At 65.0% G+C, this 22,854-nt stretch carries 24 protein-coding genes; 21 read left to right on the top strand and 3 right to left on the bottom strand.

Going from position 1 to position 22,854, the window contains the following annotated elements:
* Window positions 1-3 precede the first annotated feature (3 nt).
* Complete coding sequence (locus tag K6301_RS13725) at window positions 4-729, bottom strand: uroporphyrinogen-III synthase (protein WP_247217694.1); 726 nt, start codon at window positions 727-729, stop codon at window positions 4-6.
* 3 nt (window positions 730-732) lie between these two features.
* A complete protein-coding gene (hemC, locus tag K6301_RS13720; protein WP_247217692.1) occupies window positions 733-1,662 on the bottom strand; it encodes a hydroxymethylbilane synthase in 930 nt (309 codons plus the stop codon).
* Between the two features lie 74 nt (window positions 1,663-1,736).
* Here hemC and tsaD point away from each other — a divergent pair, with 74 nt between their 5' ends.
* From tsaD to K6301_RS13695, 5 genes are read left to right on the top strand one after another with little or no spacing between them, the layout of a single operon-like run.
* Complete coding sequence (gene tsaD / locus K6301_RS13715; protein ID WP_247217690.1) at window positions 1,737-2,831, top strand: tRNA (adenosine(37)-N6)-threonylcarbamoyltransferase complex transferase subunit TsaD; 1,095 nt, start codon at window positions 1,737-1,739, stop codon at window positions 2,829-2,831.
* A gap of 2 nt (window positions 2,832-2,833) precedes the next feature.
* Window positions 2,834-3,814, top strand: coding sequence for an NAD(P)H-dependent glycerol-3-phosphate dehydrogenase (locus K6301_RS13710; RefSeq protein ID WP_247220620.1), 981 nt, complete (start codon window positions 2,834-2,836; stop codon window positions 3,812-3,814).
* 32 nt (window positions 3,815-3,846) lie between these two features.
* Window positions 3,847-4,140, top strand: coding sequence for a YciI-like protein (locus tag K6301_RS13705; protein ID WP_134649317.1), 294 nt, complete (start codon window positions 3,847-3,849; stop codon window positions 4,138-4,140).
* 4 nt (window positions 4,141-4,144) lie between these two features.
* The gene (locus K6301_RS13700) at window positions 4,145-4,576 is read left to right on the top strand and encodes an EVE domain-containing protein (protein ID WP_247217688.1); all 432 of its coding nucleotides are present in this window, start codon (window positions 4,145-4,147) and stop codon (window positions 4,574-4,576) included.
* 7 nt (window positions 4,577-4,583) lie between these two features.
* Window positions 4,584-5,240 (top strand): class I SAM-dependent methyltransferase, encoded by a 657-nt coding sequence (locus K6301_RS13695; protein ID WP_247217686.1) that lies wholly within the window; start codon window positions 4,584-4,586, stop codon window positions 5,238-5,240.
* On the opposite strand, the gene K6301_RS13690 is transcribed toward K6301_RS13695, so the two are convergent.
* The gene (locus tag K6301_RS13690; protein ID WP_247217684.1) at window positions 5,221-5,646 is read right to left on the bottom strand and encodes a hypothetical protein; all 426 of its coding nucleotides are present in this window, start codon (window positions 5,644-5,646) and stop codon (window positions 5,221-5,223) included. The genes K6301_RS13695 and K6301_RS13690 overlap by 20 nt on opposite strands.
* A 301-nt stretch (window positions 5,647-5,947) precedes the next feature.
* Between K6301_RS13690 and sdhC the strand changes: the two genes are divergently transcribed.
* The 16 genes from sdhC (at window position 5,948) to lpdA (ending at window position 22,823) form a co-directional block, all read left to right on the top strand.
* Window positions 5,948-6,340, top strand: coding sequence for a succinate dehydrogenase, cytochrome b556 subunit (gene sdhC / locus K6301_RS13685; RefSeq protein WP_160872076.1), 393 nt, complete (start codon window positions 5,948-5,950; stop codon window positions 6,338-6,340).
* 10 nt (window positions 6,341-6,350) lie between these two features.
* Window positions 6,351-6,731 carry a succinate dehydrogenase, hydrophobic membrane anchor protein gene (gene sdhD / locus K6301_RS13680; protein WP_247217682.1) on the top strand — a complete coding sequence of 127 codons (381 nt, stop codon included), beginning with the start codon at window positions 6,351-6,353 and terminating at the stop codon, window positions 6,729-6,731.
* A gap of 6 nt (window positions 6,732-6,737) precedes the next feature.
* The gene (gene sdhA / locus K6301_RS13675) at window positions 6,738-8,579 is read left to right on the top strand and encodes a succinate dehydrogenase flavoprotein subunit (RefSeq protein WP_247217680.1); all 1,842 of its coding nucleotides are present in this window, start codon (window positions 6,738-6,740) and stop codon (window positions 8,577-8,579) included.
* Between the two features lie 18 nt (window positions 8,580-8,597).
* The gene (locus K6301_RS13670) at window positions 8,598-9,377 is read left to right on the top strand and encodes a succinate dehydrogenase iron-sulfur subunit (RefSeq protein ID WP_134649324.1); all 780 of its coding nucleotides are present in this window, start codon (window positions 8,598-8,600) and stop codon (window positions 9,375-9,377) included.
* A gap of 143 nt (window positions 9,378-9,520) precedes the next feature.
* The gene (locus K6301_RS13665) at window positions 9,521-10,051 is read left to right on the top strand and encodes a protease inhibitor Inh/omp19 family protein (protein WP_160872074.1); all 531 of its coding nucleotides are present in this window, start codon (window positions 9,521-9,523) and stop codon (window positions 10,049-10,051) included.
* A 34-nt stretch (window positions 10,052-10,085) separates the two neighbouring features.
* Window positions 10,086-11,279: a cell division protein ZapE gene (gene zapE, locus K6301_RS13660; RefSeq protein ID WP_247217679.1), complete on the top strand. Its 1,194-nt coding sequence runs from the start codon at window positions 10,086-10,088 to the stop codon at window positions 11,277-11,279.
* Between the two features lie 166 nt (window positions 11,280-11,445).
* The gene (gene mdh, locus K6301_RS13655; RefSeq protein WP_134649327.1) at window positions 11,446-12,408 is read left to right on the top strand and encodes a malate dehydrogenase; all 963 of its coding nucleotides are present in this window, start codon (window positions 11,446-11,448) and stop codon (window positions 12,406-12,408) included.
* A gap of 70 nt (window positions 12,409-12,478) precedes the next feature.
* Window positions 12,479-13,672, top strand: a complete 1,194-nt coding sequence (gene sucC, locus K6301_RS13650) for an ADP-forming succinate--CoA ligase subunit beta (protein ID WP_134649328.1) — start codon at window positions 12,479-12,481, stop codon at window positions 13,670-13,672.
* A 17-nt stretch (window positions 13,673-13,689) separates the two neighbouring features.
* The gene (gene sucD, locus K6301_RS13645; protein ID WP_247217677.1) at window positions 13,690-14,592 is read left to right on the top strand and encodes a succinate--CoA ligase subunit alpha; all 903 of its coding nucleotides are present in this window, start codon (window positions 13,690-13,692) and stop codon (window positions 14,590-14,592) included.
* A gap of 139 nt (window positions 14,593-14,731) precedes the next feature.
* The gene (locus K6301_RS13640) at window positions 14,732-17,728 is read left to right on the top strand and encodes a 2-oxoglutarate dehydrogenase E1 component (protein ID WP_247217675.1); all 2,997 of its coding nucleotides are present in this window, start codon (window positions 14,732-14,734) and stop codon (window positions 17,726-17,728) included.
* 103 nt (window positions 17,729-17,831) lie between these two features.
* Window positions 17,832-19,073: a 2-oxoglutarate dehydrogenase complex dihydrolipoyllysine-residue succinyltransferase gene (gene odhB / locus K6301_RS13635; protein WP_247217673.1), complete on the top strand. Its 1,242-nt coding sequence runs from the start codon at window positions 17,832-17,834 to the stop codon at window positions 19,071-19,073.
* Between the two features lie 10 nt (window positions 19,074-19,083).
* On the top strand, window positions 19,084-19,494 hold the full coding sequence (locus tag K6301_RS13630) for an MAPEG family protein (protein ID WP_247217671.1): 411 nt from the start codon (window positions 19,084-19,086) through the stop codon (window positions 19,492-19,494).
* A 13-nt stretch (window positions 19,495-19,507) separates the two neighbouring features.
* The gene (locus K6301_RS13625) at window positions 19,508-20,152 is read left to right on the top strand and encodes a LysE family translocator (protein ID WP_247217669.1); all 645 of its coding nucleotides are present in this window, start codon (window positions 19,508-19,510) and stop codon (window positions 20,150-20,152) included.
* A gap of 3 nt (window positions 20,153-20,155) precedes the next feature.
* Complete coding sequence (locus tag K6301_RS13620; RefSeq protein ID WP_247217667.1) at window positions 20,156-20,644, top strand: hypothetical protein; 489 nt, start codon at window positions 20,156-20,158, stop codon at window positions 20,642-20,644.
* Window positions 20,641-21,393 carry an SDR family oxidoreductase gene (locus K6301_RS13615; protein WP_247217665.1) on the top strand — a complete coding sequence of 251 codons (753 nt, stop codon included), beginning with the start codon at window positions 20,641-20,643 and terminating at the stop codon, window positions 21,391-21,393. Before K6301_RS13620 ends, K6301_RS13615 begins: the two co-directional genes overlap by 4 nt.
* Window positions 21,394-21,416: 23 nt before the next feature.
* The gene (gene lpdA / locus K6301_RS13610) at window positions 21,417-22,823 is read left to right on the top strand and encodes a dihydrolipoyl dehydrogenase (RefSeq protein WP_247217663.1); all 1,407 of its coding nucleotides are present in this window, start codon (window positions 21,417-21,419) and stop codon (window positions 22,821-22,823) included.
* Window positions 22,824-22,854 lie beyond the last annotated feature (31 nt).

Genomic DNA, 22,854 nt, shown 5'->3' with positions numbered 1-22,854 from the left:
CGGTCAGAGCAGCGCGAGCAGGCTCGCCTCATCGGGCGCCCTAGCGGTTTCGGCCTGTGCGGCAAAGCGTTCCGGCACGATCGCCGCGACATTCGGGCTCATGCAGAGAAGACGCAGCGCCGTAAACCGATCCGGCATTTCCAGGAGCGGCGCGAGGCGGAAGAAGGCACGCGCACTTTCCGGCGAATAAAGAAGCACGGCATCGGGCACCGGTTCCAGCAGTGCAGCCGCGACCGCGGCCGGGGGATAGGTGAGCGCCGCCATGCGGTAGCTTTCGACCGTTCGGAACGGGATGCCTGCCGCCCGCAGCCTGTTCTCGAAGCCGGATGCGCGCGGATTGCCGGCGAGATAGAGGATGGGGCTATCCGGCGTACCAGTCGCGCGACCATGCGCGATGATGCTTTCGGCCAGCGCAGCACCGTCGCCGCCGGCCGCGTGGACGTCATGGAAACCGACCGCCTTCATCGCGTCTGCGGTGGCCTGTCCCACGGCGAAGACGCGTGTCGAAAGATGCGGGGCGAGGTCGGTGCCGATCGTCGAAAACAGCCGTGCGATTTCCGCGCTGGTCACGGCGATGGCCGCGTGTGGCGTTGCGAGCGCTTCCCTGACGGCCTCGATATCGTGTTCGGCTTTCGAGAGCGGCAGCGGCACCGCGTCATGGCCTCGCGCGACGAGGGTGTTGGCGGTGCGCGCCGCGGCCGGCTCGGGGCGAAGCACGAGCACGCGCATGGCTCAGGTCCAGCTGTCGAAGAAACCGGCTCCCGCCTTCGCGCGGATCGCCTCGCCGGCATCGGCGCCGAGGCTTGCGGCATCGCTTACCGGGCCGCTCGTCTCGATTTCGTGGAAACGGCTGCCGTCCGGCGTCAGGATCATGCCGCGGAACCGGATGTGGTCGCCCTCGACGGTCGCGTAGCCGGCGATGGGCGTGCGACAGGAGCCGTCGAGCGTGGCGAGAAATCCGCGCTCGCAAGCCACGGCGGCGTGGGTCGTGCGGTCGTCGATGGCGGAAAGCAGGCCGCCGATGCGATCGTCGCCGATGCGGCTTTCGATGCAGATCGCGCCCTGCGCCGGCGCGGGCGGGAAGGAAACGGGGTCGAGAAGTTCAGTTGGCACGTCGGTCTTGCCGAGGCGCTTCAGCCCGGCATAGGCGAGCAGCGTCGCATCGGCCTCGCCGGCAGCAAGCTTGCCGAGACGGGTATCGACCTGGCCACGGAAGACGATGACGTTGAGGTCCGGCCGCAGACGGCGGATGAGCGCCTGCCGGCGCAGCGAGGCCGAGCCGACGGTTGCACCCTGCGGCAGGTCGAGCAGGCGCTTTGCGGTGCGTCCGATGAAGGCGTCGCGGATATCCTCGCGCGGCAGGAAGGCGGAGAGATGCAGCCCTTCCGGCAGTTTCGTCGGCATGTCCTTGGAGGAATGCACGGCGAAATCGAGCTCGCCGGAGGTCAGCTGTGCCTCGATCTCCTCGGTAAACAGCCCCTTGCCGCCGATCAGCGCCAGCGAACGGTCGGTGATGCGGTCGCCCTTCGTGGAGAGCACGACGATCTCGAACATGTCCTCGGCAAGGCCATGGGCCGCCATCAGGTGTGAACGGGTCTCGTGGGCCTGGGCGAGTGCCAGCGGGCTGCCGCGCGTGCCGATCCGGAAAGGTTTTGTTTGCATCCGCCTTGATCCATTGTTACCGGGATGTCTCGTAAACGGGTTTTCCGCCCATCGCAATCAATCCCAAGTGCTTCATGTCGTCCCAACTGACCATTCTCGGCATCGAAACGAGCTGCGACGAGACCGCCGCGGCCGTCGTCACACGCGCGGCGGACGGGCATGGCGAGATCCTGGGCGAGGTGGTGCTGAGCCAGCTCGAGGAGCATAGCGCCTATGGCGGCGTGGTGCCGGAGATCGCGGCGCGCGCCCATGTCGAGGCGCTGGACAGCCTGATTTCCGAGGCGCTCCTGCGGTCCGGGCGCACGCTTGCCGATGTCGATGCCATCGCCGCGACCAGCGGTCCGGGACTGATCGGCGGCCTGATCGTCGGGCTGATGACGGGCAAGGCCATTGCGCGGGCGACTGGCAAGCCGCTCTATGCGGTCAACCATCTCGAGGGACATGCGCTGACGGCCCGGCTGACCGATGGCATCGCCTTTCCCTATCTGATGCTGCTGGTGTCCGGCGGCCATACCCAGCTCGTGCTGGTGCGCGGCGTCGACGATTACGAGCGATGGGGCACCACCATCGACGACGCGCTCGGCGAGGCCTTCGACAAGACGGCCAAGCTGCTCGGCCTGCCCTATCCCGGCGGCCCGGCCGTCGAGCGCATGGCGAAGCGCGGCAATGCCGAACGCTTCACCTTTCCGCGCCCGCTTGTCGGCGAAGCGCGGCTCGATTTCTCCTTTTCCGGGCTCAAGACGGCCGTGCGGCAAGCCGCGCAGTCGATCGAGCCCGTCACCGAGCAGGACATCGCTGACATCTGCGCCTCCTTCCAGCGCGCCGTATCACGCACGCTGAAGGATCGTATCGGCCGCGGGCTGGAGCGTTTCCGCGCGCTCTATCCGGATGTCGCGACACCGGCGCTGGTGGTGGCGGGCGGCGTTGCGGCGAATGCCGAGCTGCGCGCGACCCTTCAGGCGCTGTGCGACAAGAACCGGTTCCGGTTCATCGCGCCGCCGCTGGCGCTCTGCACGGACAATGCGGCGATGATCGCCTGGGCGGGGCTGGAGCGCATGGCCGCGGGGCTTTCGGCGGACGATCTTGCCGTCGCGCCGCGCTCGCGCTGGCCGCTCGACAAGGCGGCCGCGACGCTTCTGGGATCCGGCAAACGGGGAGCCAAGGCATGAGCATCTCGGGCAGGATCGCCGTGGTCGGCGCGGGCGCCTTCGGGACCGCGCTTGCAAGCGTTGCGGCGGCAAGCGGCGGGGATGTCGTTCTCATCGGCCGCGCTGCCGACATTGTCGAGACGATGCGGCTTTCACGCCGTCACGAAAAGGCGCTGCCGGGCATCGACCTGCCGCATGCGCTGACCTACAGCGCGGATATCGAGGCGGTGCGTGGGGCGGGCATCGTGCTTTTCGCCATGCCATCGCAGGCGCAGCGCGAAGCCGCGCGCGCGCTCGCGCCGCTGCTCGCGCCCGGCACGGCCGTCGTTGTCTGCGCCAAGGGCATGGAAAAGGACACGGGCCGCCTCCTGACGGACGTGCTGGAAGAGGAGCTTCCGGGCCGCGAGATCGCGGTGCTGTCCGGTCCCGGCTTCGCCGCCGATATCGCCAAGGGCCTGCCGACGGCCATGGTGATCGCCGCACGCACGATCGAGATCGGTGCTACGCTGGCGCAGGCGCTCTCCGGGCCGACCTTCCGGCTTTACCCGTCGACGGACCGGATCGGCGTGCAGCTCGGCGGCGCGCTCAAGAACGTGCTGGCGATCGCCTGCGGCATCATCGAGGGCACGCAGCTCGGCGATTCGGCCCGGGCGGCGCTGATTTCGCGCGGGCTTGCGGAGCTCTCGCGCTTCGTCGAAGGCCATGGCGGCGAGGGCGTGACCGTCATGGGCCTGTCCGGGCTCGGCGATCTCGTGCTGACCGGCACCAGCCATCAGTCGCGCAACCTGCGCTTCGGCATCGCGCTCGGGCGTGAGGGCAATGCGGCCGGCTGGTCGGGCGACCTCGTCGAGGGCGCATTCGCCGCGTCCGTCGCTTCCGGCGTCGCGGCCAAAATGGGCATCGACATGCCGATCACCGATGCGGTGGCGCGCATCATCGACGGCACGCTCGACGTGAAGACGGCCATCGGGCAGCTGATGACGCGCCCCATCACTCAGGAATGACAGAACGGCCAGAAGCCAGAGAAGGATCGTCCATGCTTTTCGCATTCGTCTGCCAGGACAAGCCCGGCGCGCTGCAGGTGCGCCTCGATACGCGTCCCGAACATGTCGCCTATCTGAATGCGCTCAACACCGAAGGCACGCTTGCCTTTGCCGGTCCCTTCCTCGGCGAGGACGGCAAGCCGACGGGCAGCCTCGTCGTGGTCAAGGCCGAGACGATCGAGGCCGCGCGCGAAATCGCCGCCAACGATCCCTATGCCAAGGCCGGCTTGTTCGCCTCGGTCGAGGTGAAGGCCTGGAACTGGGTCTTCAACAACCCGGAGGCCTGAATCGATGGCGTACTGGCTCTATAAATCCGAACCCTTCAAGTTCTCCTGGGACAAGCTGAAGTCGAAAGGCGAGGCCGGCGAGGAATGGGACGGCGTGCGCAACTACCTGGCGCGCAACAACATGCGGGCCATGAAGATCGGCGACAAGGGCTTCTTCTACCACTCCAACGAGGGGCTGGAGGTCGTCGGCATCACCGAGGTCTGCGCCCTGTCGCACCCCGATTCGACCGCGGGCGACGATCCGCGCTGGGACTGCGTCGATATCCGCGCTGTGTGCGACATGCCGAAGCCCGTCTCGCTCAAGGACGTGAAGGCCAACCCGAAGCTTTCCAAGATGGCGCTCGTCACCTCCATGCGCCTTTCGGTGCAGCCGGTCACGGAGGAGGAGTGGATCGAGGTCTGCCGCATGGGCGGTCTCGACAACCCGCCGCGCTGACCCGCCCGTGAGGACGGACCCGCAGGTCTTCATCATCGACAATACGGACGTGCTGGCGCCGCCGCATGTGCCGGAGGTGAGGCTCAGGCTCGCCTCGGAGGCGCATGACCTGTGGCTGAAAACCGAGGCGGAGCTGGAGGAGATCGGCCTGCCGCCGCCCTTCTGGGCCTTTGCCTGGGCGGGCGGTCAGGGGCTTGCGCGCCATGTGCTGGACCACCCGGCGCTGGTAGCAGGCAAATCGGTGCTGGATTTCGCCAGCGGCTCCGGCCTCGTCGGCATCGCGGCGCTGCTTTCGGGCGCTTCATCGGTGCTGGCGGCGGATATCGATCCCTGGAGCGGAACGGCGATCCGCCTGAACGCGGCGCTGAACGACGTGTCGCTCGACAGCACGAGCGAGGACATGCTTGGACGCGATGAAGGCTGGGACGTCGTTCTTGCTGGCGACGTATTCTACGACCGCGCCTTCGCCGAAGCGCTCATTCCCTGGTTTGCCGCGCTTGCCGCGCGCGGCGCCACGGTGCTGGTCGGCGATCCCGGCCGCGCCTATTGCCCGCGCGAGCGCATGGAAGCGCTCGCCACCTATACGGTGCCGGTGACGCGGGCGCTGGAGGACAGCGAGGTCAAGAAGACCACGGTCTGGCGTTTCACCGGCCCGGCCGGATGACGCAGACGCCCGCTTCCCATGCACAATCGTTGTGGCCCGGGCTGAGCGTTATGATCTTCGGCCCGCTTGCACGGCGCTCCGCCGGCCGGGCGGACCAGCGATAGCCGCCGTCGTCCTCGACATAGAAATAAAGACCGCTGCCGCCCTCACGATAGGCGACGATGCCGCCGGTGTAGAAATCCGGGTCGGCGCGCCTGCCGCCGTCGCCGTGATAGCGCAGCCGGGTGCTGAAGCCGCCGCGGCTGGCATCGGTATCGAGACGCGAGATCGTCTTCAGGCCGCCATGATTGTGGTGATGGCGATGGCGCAGGCCGTCGCCGGCATGGGCGGCCGTCATGCCGCCTGTCACGAGCGCGGCCGCAAGCACGAAGACTTTCGTCGCGCGGAGTGCCGATAACAGAGTCATTCTGTCCTGCCTTCCGTGGGTGGTTAACAAATCGTTAACGGGCAGAATGGCCCTCTGGCCGCGGAAAGTCACTGACAGGCTTGAAGAATTTGCAGATATCGTTAACGGCGCGGCGATGTCTCAAAGCGGCGCGCACGCACGCGCGATCTCTAATCGATTAAATTCATTCTGCACTGCAATGAGGCTTGTGGTTCCGCTTTCCGGTGATTAAACGTCGCAATCACTGCATTGTGCACAACATACTGCAATTCCGGAGAAAATTTGTCCAGTTTATGGCTCTCCGGGGTTCCGTGAGGTTCAGATGGCGAATGTCACTCGAAGCCGGCCGCTCTCGCCGCATCTCCAAGTCTACAAGCCGATCCCGACGATGGTCATGTCCATCGTGCACCGCATCACCGGCGCGGCGCTCTACTTCGGCACGGTGCTCGTCGCCTGGTGGCTGATCGCCGCCGCCTCGGGCGAGGCCTATTTCAGCTGGGTCAGCTGGTTCTTCGGCACGCTGATCGGCCGCCTCGTGCTCTTCGGCTATACCTGGGCGCTGATGCATCACATGCTCGGCGGGCTCCGCCATTTCATGTGGGACATGGGGCACGGCTACGAGAAGCACTTTGCCACCAGGATCGCCATTCTTACTCCGGTCGTCTCGATCACGCTCACCGTGCTGATCTGGGTCGCCGGATATCTGGCCCGCTGAGGACATCGTCATGGATATGCGCACTCCCCTCGGCAAGGTTCGTGGTCTCGGCTCGGCAAAGGACGGCACGGAGCATTTCTGGCGCCAGCGCCTGACGGCCATGTCGAACGTTCCGCTCATTCTATTCTTCGTCGGCTTCCTCATCTGCTACAACGGCGCCTCCTATGCGGAGGTGACGGCCGCGCTGTCGAACCCGTTCGTGGCCGTTATCATGGGCCTCGTCGTGATCTCCGGCCTCGTGCACATGAAGCTCGGCATGCAGGTCATCATCGAGGACTACGTGCATGCGGAAGGCATCAAGATCGCCCTTCTCATGCTCAATACCTTCTTCGCGTTTCTGGTCGGCGCTCTCTGTCTTTTCGCCGTCCTCAAGATCGCCTTCGCAGGATAATCCATCATGGCAGCGAACTCCTCCCCGGCGGCCAACGGCAAGGCCTATACCTATGTGGACCACTACTTCGACGTGATCGTCGTCGGCGCCGGCGGTGCGGGCCTGCGCGCCACGCTCGGCATGGCCGAACAGGGTCTCAAGACGGCCTGCATCACCAAGGTCTTCCCGACGCGTTCGCACACCGTCGCCGCCCAGGGCGGCATTGCCGCCTCGCTCGTCAACATGACGCCCGACTGCTGGCAGTGGCACCTGTACGATACCGTCAAGGGCTCCGACTGGCTCGGCGACGTCGACGCCATGCAGTATCTCGCCATGGAAGCGCCGAAGGCGGTCTATGAGCTCGAGCATTACGGCGTGCCCTTCTCGCGCAATGCCGAAGGCAAGATCTACCAGCGCCCGTTCGGCGGCCACATGCAGAACTATGGCGAAGGCCCGCCGGTGCAGCGCACCTGTGCCGCCGCCGACCGTACCGGCCACGCCATCCTGCACACGCTCTACGGCCAGTCGCTGCGCAACAATGCGGAATTCTTCATCGAGTATTTCGCGCTCGACCTGATCATGTCGGCCGACGGCCGCTGCACCGGCGTCGTCGCATGGAACCTCGACGACGGCACGATCCATCGCTTCGCCGCCAAGATGGTGGTTCTGGCGACCGGCGGTTACGGCCGCGCCTACTTCTCGGCGACCTCCGCACATACCTGCACGGGCGACGGTGGCGGCATGATCGCGCGCGCCGGCCTGCCGCTGCAGGACATGGAATTCGTGCAGTTCCACCCGACCGGCATCTACGGCGCGGGCTGCCTCATCACCGAGGGTGCGCGCGGCGAGGGCGGTTATCTCGTCAATTCCGAAGGCGAGCGCTTCATGGAGCGTTATGCCCCGTCCGCCAAGGACCTCGCCTCGCGCGACGTCGTCTCGCGCTGCATGACGATGGAAATCCGCGAAGGCCGCGGCGTCGGCAAGAACAAGGACCACATCTTCCTGCATCTCGACCATCTCGATCCGGCCGTTCTGCACGAGCGCCTGCCGGGCATTTCCGAGAGCGCGAAGATCTTTGCGGGCGTCGACGTGACGCGCGAGCCGATCCCGGTCCTGCCGACTGTGCACTACAATATGGGCGGCATTCCCACGAACTACTGGGGCGAAGTGCTCAATGCCGACGGCCAGAACCCGGAGCGCATCGCGCCCGGCCTCATGGCCGTGGGCGAAGCCGGCTGCGCTTCGGTGCACGGCGCAAACCGCCTCGGTTCCAACTCGCTGATCGACCTGGTGGTCTTCGGCCGTGCCGCGGCCATCCGCGCCGGCGAGGTCATCGACCGCGACGAGCCGGTCCCGGCGCTCGACATCGCTGCCTGCGACAGGATCATGGATCGCTTCGACCGCCTGCGCTACGCCAATGGCAGCACGCCGACGGCCGTGCTGCGCGACAAGATGCAGCGCACCATGCAGGAAGACGCCGCCGTGTTCCGCACGCAGGAATCGCTGGAAAACGGCTGCAAGCGCATCACGGAAATCTGGAAGGAACTGCCTGACATCAAGGTCACCGACCGTTCGATGATCTGGAATTCCGACCTCGTCGAGACGCTGGAGCTGGAGAACCTGATGGCCAACGCCATCACGACGGTCTATAGCGCCGAGGCGCGTAAGGAAAGCCGCGGCTCGCATGCCCGCGAGGACTATGTCGACGGCCCGTTCGGCGGCCGCGACGACGTCAACTGGCGCAAGCACACGCTCGCATGGGTCAACGAGGCGGGCGATGTGAAGCTCGACTATCGCCCCGTGCACACCGACCTCATCGCCGACGGGATCGATCCCCAGAAGATCGCGCCCAAGGCGCGCGTCTACTGATATCGAGGAGAACAGGACATGGTTGAACTCGCTCTCCCGAAAAACTCGCAGATCAGCGAAGGCAAGGTCTGGCCGAAGCCGGCCGGCGCCACCAATACGCGCGAGCTGCGCGTCTACCGCTGGAACCCCGATGACGGCAAGAACCCGTCGATCGACACCTATTACATCGATGTCGACGATTGCGGGCCGATGGTTCTCGATGCGCTGCTCTACATCAAGAACAAGATCGATCCGACGCTGACGCTGCGCCGCTCCTGCCGCGAGGGCATCTGCGGCTCCTGCGCCATGAACATCGACGGCACGAACACGCTCGCCTGCACCAAGGGCATGGACGAGGTGAAGGGGGCGGTGAAGGTCTATCCGCTGCCGCATATGCCCGTGGTGAAGGATCTCATCCCTGACCTCACCAACTTCTACGCCCAGCACCGCTCGATCGAGCCCTGGCTGAAGACCGTGTCGCCGACGCCGGCCAAGGAGTGGAAGCAGAGCCATGACGACCGCCTCAAGCTGGACGGGCTCTACGAGTGCATTCTCTGCGCCTGCTGCTCGACCTCCTGTCCCAGCTACTGGTGGAACGGCGACCGTTATCTCGGCCCGGCCGTCCTGCTCCAGGCCTATCGTTGGCTGATCGACAGCCGCGACGAAGCCACCGGCGAGCGCCTCGACAATCTGGAAGATCCCTTCCGTCTCTATCGCTGCCACACGATCATGAATTGCGCCCAGGCTTGCCCGAAAGGCCTCAATCCGGCCAAGGCAATCGGCGAGATCAAGAAGATGCTGGTCGAGCGCCGTCTCTGACCTACATAAGCAGCGTTCACGAAACGTGACGAGGCGGCCTGATCATTCGGGCCGTTCCGTCTTGATTCATGCGGGCGATTCACGTTAATTCGGCGAGAATTGCTGCACGGCAGCAGTATCGGGCAGATATCGGGAGTATCGACATGCGGATTCATCATGTGGCAGGCGGACTGATGATGGCCCTTGCTCTTGCGGGGTGCCAGCGGACCGCGCCGATGGACAGCGTGAATACGCAGCCGAACATCACGCCGCTCCAGGGACAGCCCGTCGGCAGCGTCTCGTCCAGCCAGCTGCCCGATCCGACCACGGATACCGCGCAGTTCCCCGCCCAGCCGACGACCGATACGGCCATGGCGACCGGCACGGGCAACGCGGCCGCCGCGGCGAGCGCGCTCGACGTCAAGAAGGAATCCATGGTCGGCAACTGGCGGGTGGCGAACGGTCCGTCCTCCTGCGACATGTTCCTGACGCTCACCAATCTCGGCGGCGGGTCGCGCGGCGGCACGCGCGGCTGCGCAGGCGAGCTGACGGCGATGGGCTCCTGGGAAGTCGCCGGCAAACAGGTCGTGCTCAAGGACCGCGAGGGCAATCCCATCGCGCGCCTCTACAAGACGGCCGATACCCGCTTCGACGGATCGACCAATTCGGGCCAGCCGGTTAGCCTGTCGCGCTGATCCCTTTCTCTTCCGACGCGGATAAGCATCGCCCATGGGCAAGCACTGGGACAGTGTTTCGACACATCCGGAACATGGCGTTTCAGGCAGGCTGAAGGCCCTCGTGGCAAGCGGAACGCTGAAGCCGGATGCGGCGCAGCAGGCGATGGCGCTGCGCTTCGACAGATTGCTGAGTGAACTCCACGTCCAGCGCCCGGCGCGCAAGTCGAGCGCGCTCGGCTGGCTCTTCGCCTCCCGCAAGCCCGAAAGCGTCGCGGCCCCGAAGGGGCTCTACATCCATGGCGGCGTCGGCCGGGGCAAGACCATGTTGATGGACATGTTCTTCGAGCTTGCGCCGCTGAAGCGCAAGCGGCGGGCGCATTTCCACGAATTCATGGCGGATGTGCACGACCGCATCCACAAGCACCGGCAGAAGCTGAAGGCGGGCGAGACCAAACAGGCCGACCCCGTGCCGCCTGTGGCCGCCAGCCTCATCGAGGAAGCACGCCTGCTCTGCTTCGATGAATTCTCCGTGACCGATATCGCGGATGCGATGATCCTGTCGCGGCTCTTCGGCGAGCTTTTCCAGCGTGGCTGCATCCTCGTCGCGACGTCGAATGTCGAGCCGGACAATCTTTATCGCGAGGGTCTCAACCGCGACCTCTTCCTGCCGTTCGTCGATCTTCTCAAACAGTATGTCGAGATCGTGCCGCTCGATTCCGTGACGGACTATCGCATGGAAAAGGACAGCGGCCTGCCCGTTTTCCGCCATCCGCTGGGCAGCGAGGCAGATGCGGCGATGGATGCCGCCTGGCGCCGCGAGACGGCGGGCGCGACGGTCGCGCCGGCGACGCTGTCGTTTCGCGGGCGGACCATCGCCGTGCCGCAGGCGGCCGGGCGGGCCGCCCGCTTCTCCTTTGCCGATCTGTGCGCCAGGCCGCTGGGTGCTGCCGATTACCTCGAGATCCTCGCGCATTACGATACGCTGTTCGTGGATCACATCCCGCTGCTCGGTGCGGAAAAGCGCAACGAGACCAAGCGCTTCATCAATCTCGTGGACACGATCTACGATCATCGTGCGCGGCTTTTTGCGTCCGCCGCCGCCGCGCCCGAAAATCTTCTGGTCACCCGCAAGGGCACGGAAGGCTTCGAATTCGATCGCACCGTCTCGCGCCTCATCGAGATCCGCAGCACCGAGTATCTGGCGGACCACAACGCCAGATACAGCACGGGCGTGACGAAAGCATGACGGAAATTCTTACGTTTACGTAAGAAAATTTGCATCTAACCGATTGAAATACTTCGATCCAAAAGTATGTATTGAATTTTTAACCTGACAAGCGTAAGCCCTTGCGCCGAAGGGTCCTGCGGTTGCGACATTGCCGGGCCTGTTGATCGAAGCAAAGGAAGCTTTCATGGCCCGCAAGAAGATCGCACTTATTGGTTCTGGCATGATCGGTGGCACGCTGGCGCATCTCGCCGGCCTGAAGGAGCTGGGCGACATCGTCCTCTTCGACATTGCCGACGGTATCCCGCAGGGCAAGGGCCTGGATATCGCCCAGTCCTCGCCGGTCGAAGGCTTCAATGCTTCGCTGACGGGCGCCAGCGACTACGCCGCGATCGAGGGCGCCGATGTCTGCATCGTCACCGCAGGCGTTGCCCGCAAGCCCGGCATGAGCCGCGACGACCTGCTCGGCATCAACCTCAAGGTCATGGAACAGGTCGGCGCCGGCATCAAGAAATATGCCCCCGACGCCTTTGTCATCTGCATCACCAACCCGCTCGACGCGATGGTCTGGGCGCTGCAGAAGTTCTCCGGCCTGCCGAAGAACAAGGTCGTCGGCATGGCCGGCGTGCTGGACTCGGCCCGCTTCCGCCTCTTCCTCTCCGAGGAATTCAAGGTTTCCGTCCAGGACGTCACCGCCTTCGTTCTCGGCGGCCACGGCGACACGATGGTGCCGCTCGCCCGTTACTCCACCGTCGCCGGCATTCCGCTGACCGACCTCGTCAAGATGGGCTGGGTCACCAAGGAGCGCCTGGAAGAAATCATCCAGCGCACCCGTGACGGCGGCGCGGAGATCGTCGGCCTGCTCAAGACGGGCTCGGCCTACTATGCACCTGCCGCGTCCGCGATCGAAATGGCCGAGTCCTACCTGAAGGACAAGAAGCGGGTTCTGCCCTGCGCGGCTTACCTGTCGGGCCAGTACGGTGTGAAGGACATGTATGTCGGCGTTCCCACCGTCATCGGCGAGGGTGGCGTCGAGCGCATCATCGAGGTCGAATTCAACAAGGCCGAACAGGAAGCCTTCGAGAAGTCGGTCGCGGCCGTCGCAGGCCTTTGCGAAGCCTGCATCAACATCGCGCCCGCGCTGAAGTAATTCCGGTTCTTTTGTTCACGCATGTCCGGCAAAGGCATTTTGCTGGACATGCTCCAGACAGGATTTCACCATGAACATTCATGAATATCAGGCCAAGGCTCTTCTGAAGAGCTATGGCGCGCCGGTCGCCGAAGGCGTGGCGATCTTCTCCGCCGACGAGGCCGAGGCGGCTGCCAAGTCGCTGCCCGGTCCGCTTTACGTGGTCAAGAGCCAGATCCATGCCGGCGGCCGCGGCAAGGGCAAGTTCAAGGAGCTCGGCCCCGATGCCAAGGGCGGCGTGCGCCTTGCCTTCTCTATCGACGAAGCCAAGGCCCATGCCAAGGAAATGCTCGGCAACACGCTCGTCACCGCCCAGACCGGCCCTGCCGGCAAGCAGGTGAACCGCCTCTATATCGAGGACGGCGCCGATATCGACCGCGAACTCTACCTCTCCCTGCTGGTCGACCGTTCCGTCGGCGAGGTGGCCTTCGTCGTCTCCACCGAAGGCGGCATGGACATCGAGGCCGTCGCGCACGACACCCCGGAGAAGATCGTCACCGTCGCGATCAATCCGGAGAAGGGCGTCACCGCGGACGATCTGGCGAAGCTGACCTCGGCCCTCAAGCTCGAAGGCGAAGCCAAGGCCGACGGCGAGAAGCTGTTCCCCATCCTCTACAAGGCCTTTGTCGAGAAGGACATGAGCCTGCTCGAGATCAACCCGCTGATCGTCATGAAGAACGGCCGCGTGCGCGTTCTCGACGCCAAGGTCTCCTTCGACGGCAACGCGCTGTTCCGCCACGAAGACATCAAGGCGCTGCGCGACGAGACCGAGGAAGACGCCAAGGAAATCGAGGCCTCCAAGTGGGATCTCGCCTATGTGGCGCTCGACGGCAATATCGGCTGCATGGTCAACGGCGCCGGTCTCGCCATGGCGACGATGGACATCATCAAGCTCTACGGCAAGGAGCCGGCGAACTTCTGCGACGTCGGCGGCGGCGCCGGCAAGGAGAAGGTGGCGGCTGCCTTCAAGATCATCACCGCCGACCCGAAGGTCGAGGGCATCCTCGTCAACATCTTCGGCGGCATCATGAAGTGTGACGTCATCGCCGAAGGCGTGGTCGCTGCCGTGCAGGAAGTCGGCCTCAAGGTTCCGCTGGTCGTTCGCCTCGAAGGCACGAATGTCGAGCTTGGCAAGAAGATCCTGAACGAATCCGGCCTGGCGATCACCGCCGCCGACGATCTGGACGACGCTGCCAAGAAGATCGTCGCCGCGATCAACGGCTAACGGAAGGACCAGACCTCATGTCGATTCTCGTCAACAAGAACACCAAGGTCCTCGTTCAGGGCCTGACCGGCAAGACCGGGACCTTCCACACCGAACAGGCGCTCGCCTATTACGGCACGCAGATGGTCGGCGGCATCCACCCGAAGAAGGGCGGCGAAACCTGGACCGGCTCCAAGGGCGAAACCCTGCCGATCTTCGCCTCCGTCGCCGAAGCCAAGGAAAAGACCGGCGCGGATGCGTCCGTGATCTATGTTCCGCCGGCAGGTGCCGCGGATGCGATCATCGAGGCGATCGAAGCGGAAATCCCGTTCATCACCTGCATCACCGAGGGCATCCCGGTCGCCGACATGGTGCGCGTCAAGGCCCGCCTCGACCGCTCCTCCTCGCGCCTGCTCGGCCCGAACTGCCCCGGCATCCTGACGCCGGAAGAATGCAAGATTGGCATCATGCCGGGCTCGATCTTCCGCAAGGGCTCCGTCGGTATTGTTTCGCGCTCCGGCACGCTTACCTATGAAGCCGTGTTCCAGACCTCCAACGAAGGCCTCGGCCAGACCACGGCCGTCGGCATCGGCGGCGACCCGGTCAAGGGCACCGAGTTCATCGACGTGCTGGAGATGTTCCTGGCCGACGACGCCACGACGTCCATCATCATGATCGGCGAAATCGGCGGTTCGGCTGAAGAAGATGCGGCGCAGTTCCTCATCGACGAAGCCAAGAAGGGCCGCAAGAAGCCGATGGCCGGCTTCATCGCGGGCCGCACGGCGCCGAAGGGCCGTACCATGGGTCATGCCGGCGCTGTCGTCTCGGGCGGCAAGGGCGATGCGGAATCCAAGATCGCCGCCATGGAAGCGGCGGGCATCACGGTTTCGCCCTCTCCGGCGCGCCTCGGCAAGACGCTGGTGGAAGTCCTGAAGGGCTGACAACAAAACGGGTTGGCCGGCTGACGAAGCCGGCCGATCCATCTCACCGGTCGCCGGCTAAAAGCCGGGCGGGCGGAAAACCGGGCAGGCCCGGTCAACACGATCGTTCGGGAGGCGGGCGCGGCGCCCGCGAAAGACCATGGCACGGCAAGACGCCAACGAACAATTCCTGGCCACTTCCTTCCTCGACGGAGCGAACGCGGCCTATATCGAGCAGCTCTACGCCCAGTACGAGGCGAATCCCGCCTCCGTCGGCGAGGAATGGCAGGCCTTCTTCAAGGCCCTCGAAGACCAGCCTTCCGATGTCGTGAAGGCTGCCAAGGGTGCTTCGTGGAAGCGCGCGAACTGGCCGATCGCCGCCAATGGCGAACTCGTCTCCGCGCTCGACGGCAATTGGGGCGTCGTCGAAAAGGTTCTGGAAAAGAAGGTGCAGGCGAAGGCTGAAGCCGCCGCCGCGCAGACAGGCACGCCCGTCAACCAGGCCGACGTCAACCAGGCGACGCGCGACAGCGTGCGCGCCATCATGATGATCCGCGCCTACCGCGCCCGCGGCCACCTGCACGCCAAGCTCGACCCGCTCGCCATCGCGGCACCCGTCGAGGACTATCACGAGCTTTCGCCGTCGAATTACGGGTTCGAGGAGAAGGATCTCGACCGCAAGATCTTCATCGATAACGTGCTCGGCCTCGAATACGCCACCGTGCGCGAAATGGTCGAAATCCTCGAGCGCACCTACTGCTCGACGATCGGCGTCGAATTCATGCACATCTCCAACCCGGAAGAGAAGGGCTGGATCCAGGAGCGCATCGAAGGCCCGGACAAGGGCGTCGATTTCACGCCCGAGGGCAAGAAGGCGATCCTCCAGAAGCTGATCGAGGCCGAAGGTTTCGAGCAGTTCATCGACGTCAAGTACAAGGGCACCAAGCGTTTCGGCCTCGATGGCGGCGAAGCGCTGATCCCGGCGCTGGAGCAGATCATCAAGCGCGGCGGTCAGCTGGGCCTCAAGGAAATCGTGCTCGGCATGGCCCACCGCGGCCGCCTGAACGTTCTCACCAATGTGATGGCCAAGCCCCACCGCGCCGTGTTCCACGAGTTCAAGGGCGGCTCCTACGCGCCTGACGACGTCGAAGGCTCCGGTGACGTGAAGTATCACCTCGGCGCCTCCTCGGACCGCGAGTTCGACGGCAACAAGGTGCACCTGTCGCTGACGGCCAACCCTTCGCATCTCGAGATCGTCAACCCTGTCGTGATGGGCAAGGCCCGCGCCAAGCAGGACCAGATGGCGACGGTCTTCGAGGGCGATATCATCCCGCTACGCGAACGCGCGAAGGTGATGCCGCTCTTGCTGCACGGCGATGCGGCCTTCGCGGGCCAGGGCGTCGTGGCCGAAATCCTCGGCCTGTCCGGCCTGCGCGGCCACCGCGTCGCCGGCACGGTCCACGTCATCATCAACAACCAGATCGGCTTCACCACGAACCCGGCCTTCTCGCGCTCTTCGCCCTATCCGTCGGACGTGGCCAAGATGATTGAGGCGCCGATCTTCCATGTGAACGGCGACGATCCGGAAGCGGTGACCTATGCCGCGAAGGTCGCGACCGAATTCCGCATGAAGTTCCACAAGCCGGTCGTGCTGGACATCTTCTGCTACCGCCGCTTCGGCCACAACGAAGGCGACGAGCCGGCGTTCACGCAGCCGAAGATGTACAAGGCGATCCGCGCCCACAAGACCGTGGTCAGCCTCTATGGCGCGCGGCTCATTGCCGAAGGCGTCATCTCGGAAGGCGAATTCGAGAAGATGAAGGCCGACTGGCGCGCCAATCTCGAACAGGAGTTCGAGGCCGGCCAGTCCTACAAGCCGAACAAGGCCGACTGGCTCGACGGTGCATGGTCGGGCCTGCGCTCGGCCGACAACCAGGACGAACAGCGCCGCGGCAAGACCTCGGTGCCCATGAAGCAGCTCAAGGAAATCGGCCGCAAGATCGCGACGATCCCGGAAGGCTTCAAGGCTCACAAGACCATCCAGCGGTTCATGGACAACCGCATGCAGATGATCGAGACGGGCGAGGGCATCGATTGGGCGATGGGCGAGGCTCTGGCCTTCGGCACGCTGTGCGTGGAAGGCACCAAGATTCGCCTCTCCGGTCAGGATTGCGAACGCGGCACGTTCTCGCAGCGTCACTCGGTTCTCTACGATCAGGAGACCGAAGACCGCTACATTCCGCTCTCCAACCTGTCGCCCACGCAGGCGCGCTACGAGGTCATCAACTCGATGCTCTCGGAAGAAGCGGTGCTCGGTTTCGAATACGGCTACTCGCTGGCCCGTCCGAACGCGCTGACCCTTTGGGAAGCCCAGTTCGGCGACTTCGCCAATGGTGCGCAGGTCATCTTCGACCAGTTCATCTCGTCGGGCGAACGCAAGTGGTTGCGCATGTCGGGCCTTGTCTGCCTTCTGCCGCATGGTTACGAGGGCCAGGGGCCGGAGCATTCCTCCGCCCGTCTTGAGCGCTTCCTGCAGCTCTGCGCGGAAGACAACATGCAGGTCGCCAACGTCACGACGCCGGCGAACTATTTCCACATCCTGCGCCGCCAGGTGAAGCGCGATTTCCGCAAGCCGCTCATCATGATGACGCCGAAGTCGCTGCTGCGCCACAAGCGGGCCGTCTCGTCGCTGTCGGAAATGGCGGGGGAAACCTCCTTCCACCGCCTGCTGTGGGACGACGCCGAGGTGATCAAGGACGGTCCGATCAAGCTCCAGAAGGACGCCAAGATCCGCCGTGTCGTCATGTGCTCGGGCAAGGTCTACTACGACCTGCTGGAAGAGCGCGAAAAGCGTGGTATCGACGATGTCTACCTGCTGCGTCTGGAACAGCTCTATCCGTTCCCGGCCAAGGCGCTGATCAACGAGCTTTCGCGCTTCCGCAACGCCGAGATGGTGTGGTGCCAGGAAGAGCCCAAGAACATGGGCGCCTGGGCGTTCATCGACCCTTATCTCGAATGGGTGCTCGCCCATATCGACGCCAAGTACCAGCGCGTGCGCTACACCGGCCGTCCGGCTGCCGCATCGCCGGCAACGGGCCTGATGTCGAAGCACCTCGCGCAGCTCGCTGCCTTCCTCGAGGACGCGCTGGGCGGTTGATCCGCCCGGCAGTTTTTCGCGCAATTCCGGACGGAAAACCGCTTCACGCTTTTCCTGGAATTGCTCCAGTAACCACGACAAGAATCACGAACGGAACACACTCATGGCTACCGAAATCCGCGTCCCCACTTTGGGCGAATCCGTCAGCGAAGCGACCGTCGGCACCTGGTTCAAGAAGGTGGGCGACGTCGTCAAAGCCGACGAACCGCTCTGTGAGCTCGAAACCGACAAGGTGACGATCGAAGTGCCGGCGCCCGCCTCGGGCGTGCTGGGCGAAATCACCGCCAATGCCGGCGAGACCGTCGAGCCGGGCGGCCTGCTCGGCCAGATCACCGAAGGCGCCTCCGCCGGTGCGGCCGCTCCCGCCGCTGCCGAGAAGGTCGAGAAGGCGCCTGCCGCCGCTCCGGCCGCCGAAGCCAAGCCCGCCGCCGGCGGCGCCTCCGCCATGCCGGCGGCTCCTGCCGCCGCAAAGCTTCTTGCCGAAAACAACCTCTCGGCCGACCAGGTCGATGGTTCGGGCAAGCGCGGCCAGGTGCTGAAGGGCGACGTGCTCGCTGCCGTCGCCAAGGGCATCACGGCATCGACGGCTGCATCGGCCGAGCCTGCCAAGGTTGCCGCCCGTCCGGCCTCCTCCGAGGCCGATGCGCCGCGCGAAGAGCGCGTGAAGATGACGCGCCTGCGCCAGACCATCGCCAAGCGCCTCAAGGACGCCCAGAACACCGCAGCCATGCTGACCACCTACAACGAGGTGGACATGTCGGCCGTGATGGACCTGCGCAACCGCTACAAGGACCTCTTCGAGAAGAAGCACGGCGTGAAGCTCGGCTTCATGGGCTTCTTCACCAAGGCCGTGACGCATGCGCTGAAGGAACTGCCGGCCGTCAACGCCGAGATCGACGGCACCGACATCATCTACAAGAACTACTGCCATGTCGGCGTCGCCGTCGGCACGGACAAGGGTCTGGTGGTTCCGGTCGTGCGCGATGCCGACCAGATGGGCATTGCCGCCATCGAGAAGGAAATCGGCCGTCTCGGCAAGGCCGCGCGTGACGGCGCGCTGTCCATGGCCGACATGCAGGGCGGCACGTTCACCATCTCGAACGGCGGCGTCTACGGCTCGCTGATGTCCTCGCCGATCCTGAACGCGCCGCAGTCAGGCATCCTCGGCATGCACAAAATCCAGGAGCGCCCGGTCGTCGTCGGTGGCCAGATCGTCATCCGCCCGATGATGTATCTCGCGCTGTCCTATGACCACCGCATCGTCGACGGCAAGGAAGCCGTGACCTTCCTCGTGCGCGTCAAGGACAGCCTGGAAGATCCGGAGCGCCTGGTTCTGGATCTCTAAGGAGGCTTTCATGGAGACGGCAGCGTTGGCTTATCCCATGCTCGTGCTCATCGTCCTGAGCGTGGCGCTGCTCGTCTTCCATATCCTCCTGCAGGGCATGCTCGCCACGCGCGAGCTCGGTTCGCAATGGAATGCCGGTCCGCGTGACGGCGCGCGCGAACCGCAAGGCATCCTCGCCGGACGCGCCGCGCGCGCGTCCGCCAACTTCCGCGAGACCTATGCCGGTTTCGTCGCGCTCGCTTTGGCGCTTGCGATCGCCGGCGACCCCTCGGACTGGGGCCTCGTCGGCGCATGGCTGTGGTTCGTCGCCCGCCTCGTCTATATCCCGCTCTATCTGACGGGCATTCCCTATATCCGCTCGCTGGTCTGGCTTGCCTCGCTGGCGGGCCTGGCAGTGATGGCGGGCGTCATCATCGTCTAGGAGGACGAGAGCGATGAGCAGCTATCTTCTCGAACTCGCCTCGCTGATGGCCATCTTCTCCTTCGCCATCGTTTCGCCGGGGGCCGATCTCGCCATGGTCATGCGCCAGTCGCTGGTGCACGGGCGCCGGGCGGCGATCGTCACGTCCTTCGGCGTCGGCGCGTCGCTGATGTTCCACGTCACCTACACGATCCTCGGCCTCGGGTTGATCATTTCCCAGTCGATCTATCTCTTCAATATCGTGAAGTGGTGCGGCGTGGCCTATCTCATCTATATCGGCATCAAGGCGCTGCGCGCCGGCAAGGCCGATCTTTCGCTCGAGGCGGTGGAGGGGCGCGAGGGTGCAAAGAGCGACCAGTCGGCGCTGCGCGCCTTCGGGCTCGGCTTCCTCGCCAATGCGCTCAATCCCAAGGCGGTGTTCTTCTTCCTGTCGATCTTCTCCACCGTCGTCAGCGCACACACGCCGATCGCCGTGAAGTTCGGCTACGGCCTCGTCATGGCAACCTGCCTCATCGCCTGGTTCGTCGGCGTCTCGCTCTTCATGACGACGCCGCGCATGCGGACCGCGTTCTCACGGGCCAGCCAGTGGATCGACCGCACGAGCGGCCTCGTCTTCATCGCGCTGGGCATCAAGCTCGCGACGGAAAAGGCACACTAAGCGATGCGCGTCGTCCTCGTCCTTGCCGGTCTGCTTGCCGCAACCTCCGCCTTCGCGGCGGAGTGCCGGCAGGACCGCGCGATCTACGCAGACCGCGACGGCGGCTATGAACTGACCTTCGAACCCACCGGCTCCGACGCCGCGGCGACGAGCCACCATTTCAAGCTGAAGGTCCTTTCAAGCAGCACCGTGCTTGACGGTATCGTCATGCCGGGCGATCCCGCCCGCTCGAACGGCATGGTCATGTACAAGTGCCCGGAGGGCGATGTGACCGGCGAGGAGATCGCCGCCTGCACGGTCTGGGAGGGCGTGATCTACGCACTCGACGGCGCGGGCGATGCGGCCGACCTGCCGGATGAGAGTGCTACGGCAGCGGCAGGCGTGCTGCTCTCCGGCTTCGGCCCGTCGCTGCGCTATTCGAAGCTGTGGGACGAGGGCAAGGCAAAGGTGGTGCCGTGGGATCTTCTCAAGCTGAAGGGGTGCGCGGCGTGAGCGAGGCTCCCGTTCTTCTCGTGACCGGCGGCAGCCGTGGTATCGGCGCCAGCGTCTGCCGGCTGGCGGGCGCCGCCGGCTGGCAGGTGGCCGTGAACTATGTCACCAATCTCCAGGCCGCCGAGGCCGTGGTGGCGGATATCCGCGCGGCCGGCGGATCGGCGATCCCCGTTCAGGGCGATGTGGGCACCGAGCTTGGCCTCGCCTCGATCTTCTCGACCATCGACGGCACGTTCGGCCGGATCGACGGCCTCGTCAACAATGCCGGCATCGTCGCGACGCCGCAGCGCGTCGACGAGATGTCGTCCGAGCGGCTGGAGCGCATGTTCGCCGTCAACGTCATGGGCTCGATCCGCTGCGCGCAGGAAGCCGTGCGTCGCATGTCGAACCGTCACGGCGGCGCGGGCGGCGCGATCGTCAACCTCTCGTCCGTTGCGGCCCAGCTCGGCGCGGCCGGGCAATATGTCGACTATGCCGCCAGCAAGGGCGCGATCGAGAGCTTCACCATCGGCCTCGCCCGCGAGGTCGCAGCCGAAGGCGTTCGCGTGAACCTCGTGCGCCCCGGCATCATCGATACCGAAATCAACGCTTCCGGCGGCTTGCCGGACCGGGCGCGCGACATGGCGTCGCTCATCCCGATGCAGCGGCCGGGCACGGCCGATGAAGTGGCCCGATCCATTCTCTATCTTCTCTCCGATGCGGCATCCTATGTAACGGGTGCCGCCCTCAACGTCAGCGGCGGCCGCTAGGCCCTGCGCAGGAAGGACTTGTCATGGCATATGATCTCATCGTTATCGGTTCCGGCCCCGGCGGCTATGTCTGCGCCATCAAGGCGGCCCAGCTCGGGCTGAAGGTCGCGGTCGTCGAAAAGCGCGCCACCTATGGCGGCACCTGCCTCAATGTCGGCTGCATCCCCTCCAAGGCGCTGCTGCATGCGTCGGAGACCTACAGCCACGCCGCCCACGGCATGGAAGCACTCGGCATCGACGGCGTGAAGCCGACCCTCAACCTGCCGAAGATGATGGCGCACAAGGATGCCACGGTGAAGTCGAACGTCGACGGCGTCGCCTTCCTCTTCAAGAAGAACAAGATCGACGGCATCCAGGGCACCGGCAAGGTGCTGGGCGCCGGCAAGGTCTCCGTCACCAATGACAAGGGCGAGGAGCAGGTCCTCGAAACGAAGAACATCGTGATCGCCACGGGTTCCGACGTCGCTGGCATTCCGGGCGTCCCGGTCGAGATCGACGAGAAGGTCATCGTCTCCTCGAACGGCGGCATTGCGCTCGATAAGGTGCCCGGCCATCTGGTGGTCGTCGGCGGCGGCGTCATCGGGCTGGAGCTCGGCTCGGTCTGGGCGCGCCTCGGCGCCAAGGTCACGGTCGTCGAATATCTCGACACGATCCTTGGCGGCATGGACGGCGAGGTCTCCAAGCAGTTCCAGCGCATGCTGGCCAAGCAGGGCATCGACTTCAAGCTCGGCGCCAAGGTGACGGGCGTGGAGAAGACGGGCGCGGGCGCCAAGGTGACCTTCGAGCCGGTCAAGGGCGGTGAGGCCACCACCATCGACGCCGATGTCGTGCTGATCGCCACCGGCCGCAAGCCCTACACCGAAGGCCTCGGCCTTGCGGAAGCCGGCGTGGCGCTCGACAGCCGCGGCCGCGTCGAGATCGACAAGCATTTCCAGACGAACGTTTCCGGCATCTATGCGCTCGGCGACGTCGTGCGCGGCCCGATGCTCGCCCACAAGGCGGAAGACGAGGGTGTCGCCGTTGCCGAAATCCTCGCCGGCCAGGCGGGTCATGTGAACTATGACGTCATCCCCGGCGTCGTCTACACACAGCCGGAAGTCGCCTCCGTCGGCAAGACCGAGGAAGAGTTGAAGGCCGCAGGCATCGCCTACAAGGTGGGCAAGTTCCCGTTCACCGCCAATGGCCGCGCCCGCGCCATGTTGGCAACGGACGGTTTCGTGAAGGTTCTGGCCGACAAGGACACGGACCGCGTGCTCGGCGTGCACATCGTCGGCTTCGGTGCCGGCGAGATGATCCACGAGGCGGCCGTGCTGATGGAGTTCGGCGGCTCCTCGGAAGATCTCGGCCGCACCTGCCACGCGCATCCGACCATGTCGGAAGCCGTGAAGGAAGCAGCGCTCGCAACCTTCTTCAAGCCCATCCACATGTGATCCGATACGGCGGCTGCGACAACCGGCCGCC

The organism is Shinella oryzae (genome assembly GCF_023038235.1).
Lineage (GTDB): Bacteria > Pseudomonadota > Alphaproteobacteria > Rhizobiales > Rhizobiaceae > Shinella > Shinella sumterensis.
This window is presented reverse-complemented; position numbering and strand designations above follow the sequence as displayed.

Coding starts and splice junctions, on each gene's coding strand:
- sucC (WP_134649328.1), top strand. CDS start 12,479: ATGAACATTCATGAATATCAGGCCAAGGCTCTTCTGAAGAGCTATGGC.
- zapE (WP_247217679.1), top strand. CDS start 10,086: ATGGGCAAGCACTGGGACAGTGTTTCGACACATCCGGAACATGGCGTT.
- K6301_RS13725 (WP_247217694.1), bottom strand. CDS start 729: ATGCGCGTGCTCGTGCTTCGCCCCGAGCCGGCCGCGGCGCGCACCGCC.
- lpdA (WP_247217663.1), top strand. CDS start 21,417: ATGGCATATGATCTCATCGTTATCGGTTCCGGCCCCGGCGGCTATGTC.
- odhB (WP_247217673.1), top strand. CDS start 17,832: ATGGCTACCGAAATCCGCGTCCCCACTTTGGGCGAATCCGTCAGCGAA.
- K6301_RS13625 (WP_247217669.1), top strand. CDS start 19,508: ATGAGCAGCTATCTTCTCGAACTCGCCTCGCTGATGGCCATCTTCTCC.
- sdhA (WP_247217680.1), top strand. CDS start 6,738: ATGGCAGCGAACTCCTCCCCGGCGGCCAACGGCAAGGCCTATACCTAT.
- K6301_RS13620 (WP_247217667.1), top strand. CDS start 20,156: ATGCGCGTCGTCCTCGTCCTTGCCGGTCTGCTTGCCGCAACCTCCGCC.
- K6301_RS13630 (WP_247217671.1), top strand. CDS start 19,084: ATGGAGACGGCAGCGTTGGCTTATCCCATGCTCGTGCTCATCGTCCTG.
- K6301_RS13705 (WP_134649317.1), top strand. CDS start 3,847: ATGCTTTTCGCATTCGTCTGCCAGGACAAGCCCGGCGCGCTGCAGGTG.
- hemC (WP_247217692.1), bottom strand. CDS start 1,662: ATGCAAACAAAACCTTTCCGGATCGGCACGCGCGGCAGCCCGCTGGCA.
- K6301_RS13700 (WP_247217688.1), top strand. CDS start 4,145: ATGGCGTACTGGCTCTATAAATCCGAACCCTTCAAGTTCTCCTGGGAC.
- mdh (WP_134649327.1), top strand. CDS start 11,446: ATGGCCCGCAAGAAGATCGCACTTATTGGTTCTGGCATGATCGGTGGC.
- K6301_RS13690 (WP_247217684.1), bottom strand. CDS start 5,646: ATGACTCTGTTATCGGCACTCCGCGCGACGAAAGTCTTCGTGCTTGCG.
- K6301_RS13670 (WP_134649324.1), top strand. CDS start 8,598: ATGGTTGAACTCGCTCTCCCGAAAAACTCGCAGATCAGCGAAGGCAAG.
- sdhD (WP_247217682.1), top strand. CDS start 6,351: ATGGATATGCGCACTCCCCTCGGCAAGGTTCGTGGTCTCGGCTCGGCA.
- sdhC (WP_160872076.1), top strand. CDS start 5,948: ATGGCGAATGTCACTCGAAGCCGGCCGCTCTCGCCGCATCTCCAAGTC.
- K6301_RS13640 (WP_247217675.1), top strand. CDS start 14,732: ATGGCACGGCAAGACGCCAACGAACAATTCCTGGCCACTTCCTTCCTC.
- sucD (WP_247217677.1), top strand. CDS start 13,690: ATGTCGATTCTCGTCAACAAGAACACCAAGGTCCTCGTTCAGGGCCTG.
- K6301_RS13665 (WP_160872074.1), top strand. CDS start 9,521: ATGCGGATTCATCATGTGGCAGGCGGACTGATGATGGCCCTTGCTCTT.
- tsaD (WP_247217690.1), top strand. CDS start 1,737: ATGTCGTCCCAACTGACCATTCTCGGCATCGAAACGAGCTGCGACGAG.